This window comes from Pseudomonadota bacterium, assembly GCA_016927275.1.
In the GTDB taxonomy this organism is placed as follows: Bacteria; UBA10199; UBA10199; order 2-02-FULL-44-16; family JAAZCA01; genus JAFGMW01.
This window is the reverse complement of the sequence record JAFGMW010000050.1, coordinates 1-7,850: the sequence shown is the minus strand read 5'-3', so window position 1 is coordinate 7,850 and position 7,850 is coordinate 1. Positions and strand designations below refer to the sequence as shown.

Here is a 7,850-nt window from a genome sequence, read left to right as displayed (position 1 = left end):
GAGGTGAGCAGGAAGTAGAGCGCGACCGCGGTGATGACGCAGACAGCAAGCCCCCCGGCGATGACATAATTCACGCGGCTCTTGAGGTCCTTGGCCGAGAAGCTTTCGAGCACGTTTTCTATGAATCCCATGTTCTCATCCTTTGGCTGCGCCGGCGGCCAGGTCGTCCCCCGCTATGATCCGGTATCCCGGTTCCCCCGACGAGTCAGCAGCGTTCTTCAGCGCGTGCATGAGCTCCTCGACGGTCTTGAAGAGCTTCTTCGACACCGTCGTTCCGACGAAGAGGAGCTCCTCGGCCGCAAGGTCGAACTCAAGGTCGTCGCCGGCTTTCCTCGGGAGGGTGGCGATCATGCGTTTGAAGAACGCCTCGAGCTGAGCGGCGTCGATCTCGGGGAGGATGAGCATTATAGTGTCGCCGTCGAGCACCGCGCAGTTATCGCCCATGCGGATGCTGCGCTTGAGGAGCATGTCCACGGCCTCGATGAAGCGGTCTCCGGCCTCGACCCCCGCCTCCTTGCATATCCTGCCGTAGCTGAGAACGCGCATCATCGCGAGGCAGAACTTGGAGCCGTAGCGCGATGCGCGCTCCAGCTCCAGCACGAGCTGCTGCCGGACGCTGGCCAGGCCCCCGAACTGCTTCCAGTAGAACTTGTAGAACACCCCCTTGCGGTCGAAGAGTTCGTCGAATGTGCCTTTCTCGACGAACTTCCCCTCGTCCAGCACGAGGATCGCGTCGGCCATCTTGATGGTTGAGAGCCTGTGGGCGATGACTATCACCGTCTTGGTCGCGCGGAGCTTCCCTATGGTCTCCTGGATGCGGAACTCGCTCTCCGCATCGAGCGCAGAGGTCGCCTCGTCGAATATCACCACCGCGGGATTTCGAAGAAGGGTTCGCGCTATGGCGATGCGCTGCTTCTGGCCGCCGGAGAGCAGCGAGCCCGACTCGCCGACCTGGGCGTCGTACCCTCCCGGCAGCCTCATTATGAAGTCGTGTGCGCCGGCGAGCTGCGCCGCCCGCATCGCCTCCCCGCGCTCCTTCCCCTCGTTGCCGTAGAGGATGTTGTCCATCACCGTGCCGTCGAAGAGGGCGGCGTCCTGCGCGACTATGCCTATCTTCTGTCGCAGGTCTCGGACCCTCACCTCCATGATGTTCTGGCCGTCGACCAGGATGATCCCCTGCGTGGGGTCGAAGAACCGAAGCAGCAGGTTGACGAGGGTGGTCTTGCCGCTTCCCGAGCCGCCCACCAGGGCCGTGAAGCTGTTGGGGGGGAAGCTTATCTCTATGTCGTGCAGGATCTCATTCTCCGGGGCGTAAGCGAAAGAGAGGTGCGTCGTGCCTACCTCTCCGTCCTTTATATTCAGCGCGGCGGTCCCGTGTATCCCCTCCTCCTCGGTCGGATGGGATAGCACCTCGTCGATGCGTTTCACTGATATCAGGTTGGTCTTCCACTGCGTGAACATCCCGATGAACGAGTGCACCGGCCCGTCGAGCTGATCGATGTACATCATGAGGGCCACTATCTCGCCGATGGTGAGCTGCCCCTGCACGACCTGGTAGCCGAGGTACCATGTGAGGAAGACGCTCCACATCTGGAGCGTGAGCGAGCTGGTGAAGGTCTGGAATATCTCGAGCAATTTGCCTTTGACTCCGATGCGGAACTGTTTCCTGATGATGCGGGAGAAAGAGAGGGACTCCTGGTCCTCCTGGCCGAACGCTTTGATGGTCTTGATGTTCGCGAGCTTTTCGTTGGCCCGGCTGTACATGATCGAGCTCGCTTCGATCTGCTCCTCCTGCAGCCTGGCCCGCTTTCCGGCGAAATAGGTGGCCTCGATCACATAGAGGGGCACCGAGAGCAGGGCGAGCATGGTGAGCTTGACGTTGATCGAGAGAGCGATTGCGAGGATGATAAAGAACCTGCCGCCGTCAATTATAAAGGTGGGAAGGGTGTTGAAGACCATGCCGACCGTGGTGTCCACGTCGTCGGTGATGCGGATGAGCAAATCGCCTATCTTCTTCTTCTGGTGGAAGCTTATGGGCAGGCACTGGATCTTGTGGAAGACGCGCTCGGTGAGCCTGGCGTCGGCCTCCTGGCCTATATAGGTCGAGAGATAGTCGCCCATCACGTTGATGAAGAAGGTGAGGAAGTAGAGCCCTATGATGGAGAATATCGTCAGGTTGAGGAGCTTGAGGTCTCGCAGCGGATAGGCGTAGTCGAAGAGGATGCGCGTGAATAGCGGCGTCACGAGCCCGATGAGGGTGGTTACGATGTCGAACAGGATCGCGACCAGGAAGACGCCTATGAAAGGAATTATCAGGCGGTGATATCTTGCTAGAAGTCTGGTATCCCCCATAGGATTTCAATAATAACCCGGCGCCGGGTCCTATGCAAGGCCGGAGAAGGGGGCTGTCGCCCTCTCGAAGGTGCCCGTGCACCACGCGATCGCCATGCCGTAGTTGGTCACCGGCACGCCGGCGTCTATGGCCGGGGCCAGACGGAGGAGCACCTGCCTGCGGGTGAGCATGCAGCCGCCGCACTGGATCACCAGGCTGTAGTCGCGCATCGGCCTGGGGGGCGCATCGAGCCCCGCCACCACGTCGAATTCGAGATCTTTCCCCGTGAAGCGCTTGATCCACCTGGGCAGCTTCACGCGGCCGATGTCGTCGCCTGCCACGTGGTGCGTGCACGACTCGAGTATCATGACCCGGTCGCCATCTCTGAGCCGGGAGATGGCCGGCGTCCCCTCCGCCGCTCGCGCGAAATCGCCCTTGAGCCTCGTGTAGAGGATGCTGAAGCTCGTGATCGGGATCTCCCGGGGGACCTCGGCGTCCACCTTGGCCAGCGCCTGGCTGTCGGTGACGACCAGCCTCGGCCTGGGCGTGCACGAGCTGATGTACGCCTCGAGTTCGGTCTCCCTGAGGACCACCGAGATGCAGTTGTTGTCCAGGAGGTCGCGTATGGTCTGGACCTGCGGCAGGATTATCCGACCCTCCGGCGTCTCGATGTCGACCGGGGTCACCAGGACCACGAGGTCGCCGGGGCTCACCATGTCGCCGAGTATAGAGTGTTTCTGGTAGGAGGTCGGCGGCAGGTGTTTCTTTATCAGATCGACCACGTCCTCGAGGTTGTCGGGCGCCCTGGAGTTGAAGGGGATCACATCGGTGCGGGTCTCTGCCTCGATATCGGCCTTTGTCTCGTCGTCCAGCGGCTCCAGGTCCGACTTGTTGTGCACCACGAAGAAGGGGATCTGCCTGTGCCTGAGGCTGTCCGCGACCCGTCTCTCGTGCTCGCCGAACGCATTGTGCGAGACCGCTATGATCCCCAGGTCGACGGTGTCGATCGCCCTGAACGAGCGCGCCACGCGCTTTTTGCCCAGATCGCCTTCGTCGTCGATCCCCGCGGTGTCGGTCAGCACCACCGGCCCTATGCCGGTGATCTCCATCGTCTTGGTCACCGGGTCTGTCGTGGTCCCCGGGTGGGGGGAAACGATGGAGATCTCCTGGCCTGTGAGCGAGTTGATGATCGAGCTCTTGCCGATATTGCGGCGGCCGAATATCCCGATGTGAGGTTTCTGTCCCTTGAGCATCATCGCCTCCGCGAGAGGGGTGCTATAACACGGCCGCACCCGGAGAAGTCAACTATGATTGCCTCTGCGGTCGGGAACTCAAAAAGGCGTTGATTTGCAGCGGTGCGGCCTGTAGATCGTTGGAAACCGGAGGGATCGTGTCCCGCACCTCGGTATTCTACGACGACATCTGCACATTCCACCAGATGGGCTATCTCCATCCGGAATCCCCAAAGCGCCTGCAGTCGATCAGGCAGGTCCTTTACGGCGACGGCGTGGGCCGCGAGCTGGCGAAGCTCCCCCCCCGCGACGCGGCCGAGGAGGAGCTCGCCTGGGTCCACGACCGCGATTACATCCGGAGGATAAAGGACACCGACGGCGTTGCGGAGGTGAACCTCGACCCTGACACGAGCGCCAACGCCTACACGTGGAAGGCGTCGCTGCGCGCGGCGGGGGGGTTTCTGGCCTGCGTGGAGTCGGTGAAGGGCGGCGGATGCATAAACTCGTTCGCCTTCGTGAGGCCGCCCGGGCACCACGCAGAGCGCGGCCGGGCGATGGGATTCTGCATATTCAACAACGTGGCGATAGGGGCGGAGTGGCTGCTCAGGAAGGGCGGAGCGGAGCGGGTGGCGATAGTCGATTTCGACATCCATCACGGCAACGGCACTCAGCACTCCTTCTACGACAGGGGCGACGTCTTCTTCGCCTCCGTGCACCGCTTCCCGTTCTATCCGGGCACCGGCGCTGCGGACGAGACAGGATCCGGGAAGGGCAGGGGAGCCACGCTCAACGTGCCTCTACCCGCCGGGTCCGGGGACGACGACTACAAGAGGGCCTTTGGGGAGATCGTAATTCCGTCGGTCGAGAAATTTGCGCCTCAGTTCATACTGGCCTCGGCCGGATACGATTCGCACGTGAACGATCCCCTGGGCGGCATGCGCATGACCACGGGCGGCTACCGATGGATCATGCGCTCGCTATGCGATCTGGCGAACGGGGTCTGCGGGGGGAGGCTTGCCGCCACCCTCGAAGGGGGCTATGACCTGACTGCGCTTCGGGAGTGCGCCGAGGCCCAGCTGGAGGAAATGGTCTCAGTCTGAAATGTCTTTGATCTTACGAGTCACGAGTCACGAGTCACGGATGTTAAAGAAAGGCCCGACCGGATTTCATAAGCCTGATCTCAATTCCGCACCGTTGGATTCACCTTCCTTCAGGCCGAAAAAGACGATCCGCTTTATCATCCAGCCGGGCCCGGTGTCTATTTGCCCTTGAAGCTTACCTGGCCCCTTCCCCTCGTTATAGAGTTGCGCGCGAAGTGATGTCCCATCCCGCGCGACATGTGCAGCTGCGACGCAAAGCCATGTTTTGCATCGGCAGATTCCGATGCATCCCAACCCTTCATCGCCAGCGCCCTCTCTTTGTCCTTCTCATCCCTCCTTTCGTGATTGCCTTTCAAAAAGCCTGGAAAACGAATCATACAGGCCTCCTTCACGTTTTCCCTAACCAATGTAATTATACAACAGAAAGGGGGCCGTTTGAAGGTCTGTGGATAACTTCATGGATTATATTAAGATTTTGGTGAGAGGGCGGGGGCTATAGGTCCCCGTGGCCGCCGGTTTCCGAATCGCCGCCGTACTGCTCGAAGTCCTCTTCGAAGAACTCGCCGGCGCGGTCGGAGCCCCCGCGCATCATCATCTCCTCGATGCCCGGCCTCGAGCCGAAGAGGGCGGAGCCGCCCGCGAGCGTGGCGATGTCGCCGCCCGGGAAGTTTTCAGGGGGTTTGAACTCCTTGGCCGCCCAACCCTCTGTGGCATTCTTCATGAACTCGAGGAAAATGGGTGCCGCGATGGATCCGCCTGTCGCGCCCGGCGCGATCTTTCTGATCTCGTCGTAGCCGACCCAGACCCCTGCCGAGAGGTCCGGCACGAAGCCTATGAACCATGCGTCGGTCTCGTCGTTGGTGGTGCCGGTCTTGCCCGCGGCCGGCTTGCCGAGCGCGAGTATCCTCGTGCCTGTCCCGCCATCCACCACGCCCTTTAAGAGCCTCGTCATGAGATATGCGGTCTGGGGGGTGATGACGTGGCCCTTGGGTATCTCGGAGCCGTAGAGGGTCTTTATCTCCAGGTCGGTGAGCGACAGCCCGTCCCGCTCGGTCGTGCGCTCGGCCTCCTCGAAGAGCTCGGCGTTGAGCTCGCCCGGATCGATCTTGGGCCGGTCTGCGGCAAAGGCGCGCCTGTCGTTCTCACTGGAGGCCAGCGGCGCATCGGTCTCGGCGATCTCCGTCTTCGGGGCGTGGATCGATTCGATCACGTTGCCCTTGTTGTCCTCGATCCTCGTGATCGCGACCGCCCTAATCCTCTCCCCGCCGTTGTCGAACATGGAGTAGGCCTGCACCATCTCCAGCAGGTAGACCGCGTTGGCGCCGAGCGCCATCGAGAGGTACTTGTCGATCTGCGTGGTGATCCCCATCTTGCGCTGGTATGCGGCGAGATAGTGCGTGCCGATGTCGTAGACGATCTTCACCGTGGGTATGTTGCGCGAAAATTTGATGGCGTTCATGAAGGGGGTGGGGCCGTTGAATTTACCGCCGTAGTTCTTGGGGCTCCAGACGTCGGTCCTTCCGACCTTGTACGCCACCGGCTCGTCCACGATGGTCGTGTTGTACGTGTAGCCTTTGTCGAGAGCCGCGGAGTAGGCGAACGGCTTGAAGGAGGAGCCCGGCTGGCGCAGGGCCTGCGTCGCGCGGTTGAACTCGCTCCGGGCGAAGTCGTATCCGCCCATCATCGCCTTTATGTAGCCGGTGCGCGGGTCCATGGCGACCAGCGCGCTCTGCAACTCCGGTTCCTGGTAGAGCTCGAACGCGCCGTCGTCTTTAAGCCTCACCGTCACCACGTCGCCGACCTTGAAAATCCTGTGAGGATCGGAGACATAGTTGTAGTTGTCCGCGCCGAAAGAGAACTTGCTGTAGGGCCGGGCCCACATGTAGCCCGAGTGGGGGATCGCGCCCTGCGTCTCGCCCGCCTGGATGAGGGCGTCCTGCCCGCTGAAACCGGTGACAACTGCGCTGTAAGAGCTGCCGGGCTTTATCTTTGCGACCCTGGCCTCCGCGAGGTTCCTGGCCGGCCATCGAATGACCGTGTCCTGCGATTCGATCTCCCGGGCGATCTCCCTCGCCTTCGCGGCGACCTGGGACTCGGGCACGTGCTCCAGCGGCCCCCTCCACCCCTTTCGCCTGTCCAGGGACTCGAGGCCCAGGCGCACCGCGCGCGCCGCGTCGCGCTGCATCTTCACGTTCACCGTCGTGTAGATCTTGAGCCCCCTGTGATAGAGGAACTCGTCGCCGTATTTCTCCTTGACCAGCCTGCGCACGTGCTCGGAGAAATAGGCGGCGTCGGGGTCGTCGAACTCCTTGTCGGTACCGGCTATGTAGATTTCGAACTTCTCCTCCGCGGCCCTTGCCGCCTCCTCCTCCGTGATGTGCCCCTCCTCGACCATGCGCCCGAGGACGTGCTGCTGGCGCGCGCGGGCCTCGGCGGGGTTGTTGATCGGAGAGAAGTTGGTGGGAGCGGTAGGCATGCCGGCCAGCAGGGCTGTCTGGCCCAGGGTGAGCTCGCTCAGCGGCTTTTTGAAGTAGTTTCGGGCCGCCGCGACCACGCCGTAGGCGCGGTTCCCGAGATATATCTGGTTGAGGTAGAGGGTGAGGATCGTCTCCTTGTCGAGATAGCGCTCCAGGCGCGTGGCGAGTATCGCCTCCTTCACCTTGCGCGAGACCTTCCTCTCCCTGGAGAGCAAAAGCGAGCGGGTGATCTGCTGGGTGATGGTGCTGCCGCCCTGTTTTATCTCGCCCGCCTGCAGGTTGGCGACGAAGGCGCGGGCGATCGATCGCATGTCAACGCCCTTGTGCTCGAAGAAGCGCGAGTCCTCGGCGTCGACGAACGCCTCGACGACCTTTCTGGGGATTTTTTCGTAGGGGATGAATATGCGGCACTCGGTCCAGAACTCGGCTATCTTTGTGCCGTCGTCGGCAAAGACCTCGCTGATCACCGGGGGCCTGTAGTCCTCAAGCGTCTTGATGTCTGGCAGGTCCCTTGCGAAGAAGAAATAGACCCCGAGAAAGGCCACGGTGACGAAGACTATGATGCAGGCGACGAACGAGAGCAGGAATTTGATGACGCGCATGCCGTCGCCCACGACCATCAGCATGCGGTTTAGTAAGGGGGATTGCATCTGGGATCGATTCTCCTCGAGAACCCCTGATCAGCACGTACAAGTCACGAGTAACGAGT

5 protein-coding genes are annotated in these 7,850 nt (G+C 61.6%); 1 reads left to right on the top strand and 4 read right to left on the bottom strand.

Features of this window, described 5'->3' with window-relative positions:
- Nucleotides 1-135: 135 nt before the first annotated feature.
- The gene (locus tag JXA24_03250; GenBank protein ID MBN1282772.1) at nucleotides 136-2,352 is read right to left on the bottom strand and encodes an ATP-binding cassette domain-containing protein; all 2,217 of its coding nucleotides are present in this window, start codon (nucleotides 2,350-2,352) and stop codon (nucleotides 136-138) included.
- 30 nt (nucleotides 2,353-2,382) lie between these two features.
- Nucleotides 2,383-3,585 carry a [FeFe] hydrogenase H-cluster maturation GTPase HydF gene (gene hydF / locus JXA24_03245; protein ID MBN1282771.1) on the bottom strand — a complete coding sequence of 401 codons (1,203 nt, stop codon included), beginning with the start codon at nucleotides 3,583-3,585 and terminating at the stop codon, nucleotides 2,383-2,385.
- A 137-nt stretch (nucleotides 3,586-3,722) separates the two neighbouring features.
- On the opposite strand from hydF, the gene JXA24_03240 reads away from it, so the two are divergent.
- Complete coding sequence (locus tag JXA24_03240; GenBank protein MBN1282770.1) at nucleotides 3,723-4,664, top strand: histone deacetylase; 942 nt, start codon at nucleotides 3,723-3,725, stop codon at nucleotides 4,662-4,664.
- Between the two features lie 158 nt (nucleotides 4,665-4,822).
- Here JXA24_03240 and JXA24_03235 read toward each other — a convergent pair whose 3' ends face one another.
- Both JXA24_03235 and JXA24_03230 read right to left on the bottom strand, forming a co-directional pair.
- Nucleotides 4,823-5,041 carry a hypothetical protein gene (locus JXA24_03235; GenBank protein MBN1282769.1) on the bottom strand — a complete coding sequence of 73 codons (219 nt, stop codon included), beginning with the start codon at nucleotides 5,039-5,041 and terminating at the stop codon, nucleotides 4,823-4,825.
- A gap of 116 nt (nucleotides 5,042-5,157) precedes the next feature.
- On the bottom strand, nucleotides 5,158-7,791 hold the full coding sequence (locus JXA24_03230; protein ID MBN1282768.1) for a PBP1A family penicillin-binding protein: 2,634 nt from the start codon (nucleotides 7,789-7,791) through the stop codon (nucleotides 5,158-5,160).
- Between the last annotated feature and the right edge of the window lie 59 nt (nucleotides 7,792-7,850).

What these genes read in the sequence shown, in the direction of transcription:
- JXA24_03250 (MBN1282772.1), bottom strand. Translation starts at nt 2,352, where the DNA reads ATGGGGGATACCAGACTTCTAGCAAGATATCACCGCCTGATAATTCCT.
- hydF (MBN1282771.1), bottom strand. Translation starts at nt 3,585, where the DNA reads ATGCTCAAGGGACAGAAACCTCACATCGGGATATTCGGCCGCCGCAAT.
- JXA24_03235 (MBN1282769.1), bottom strand. Translation starts at nt 5,041, where the DNA reads ATGATTCGTTTTCCAGGCTTTTTGAAAGGCAATCACGAAAGGAGGGAT.
- JXA24_03230 (MBN1282768.1), bottom strand. Translation starts at nt 7,791, where the DNA reads ATGCAATCCCCCTTACTAAACCGCATGCTGATGGTCGTGGGCGACGGC.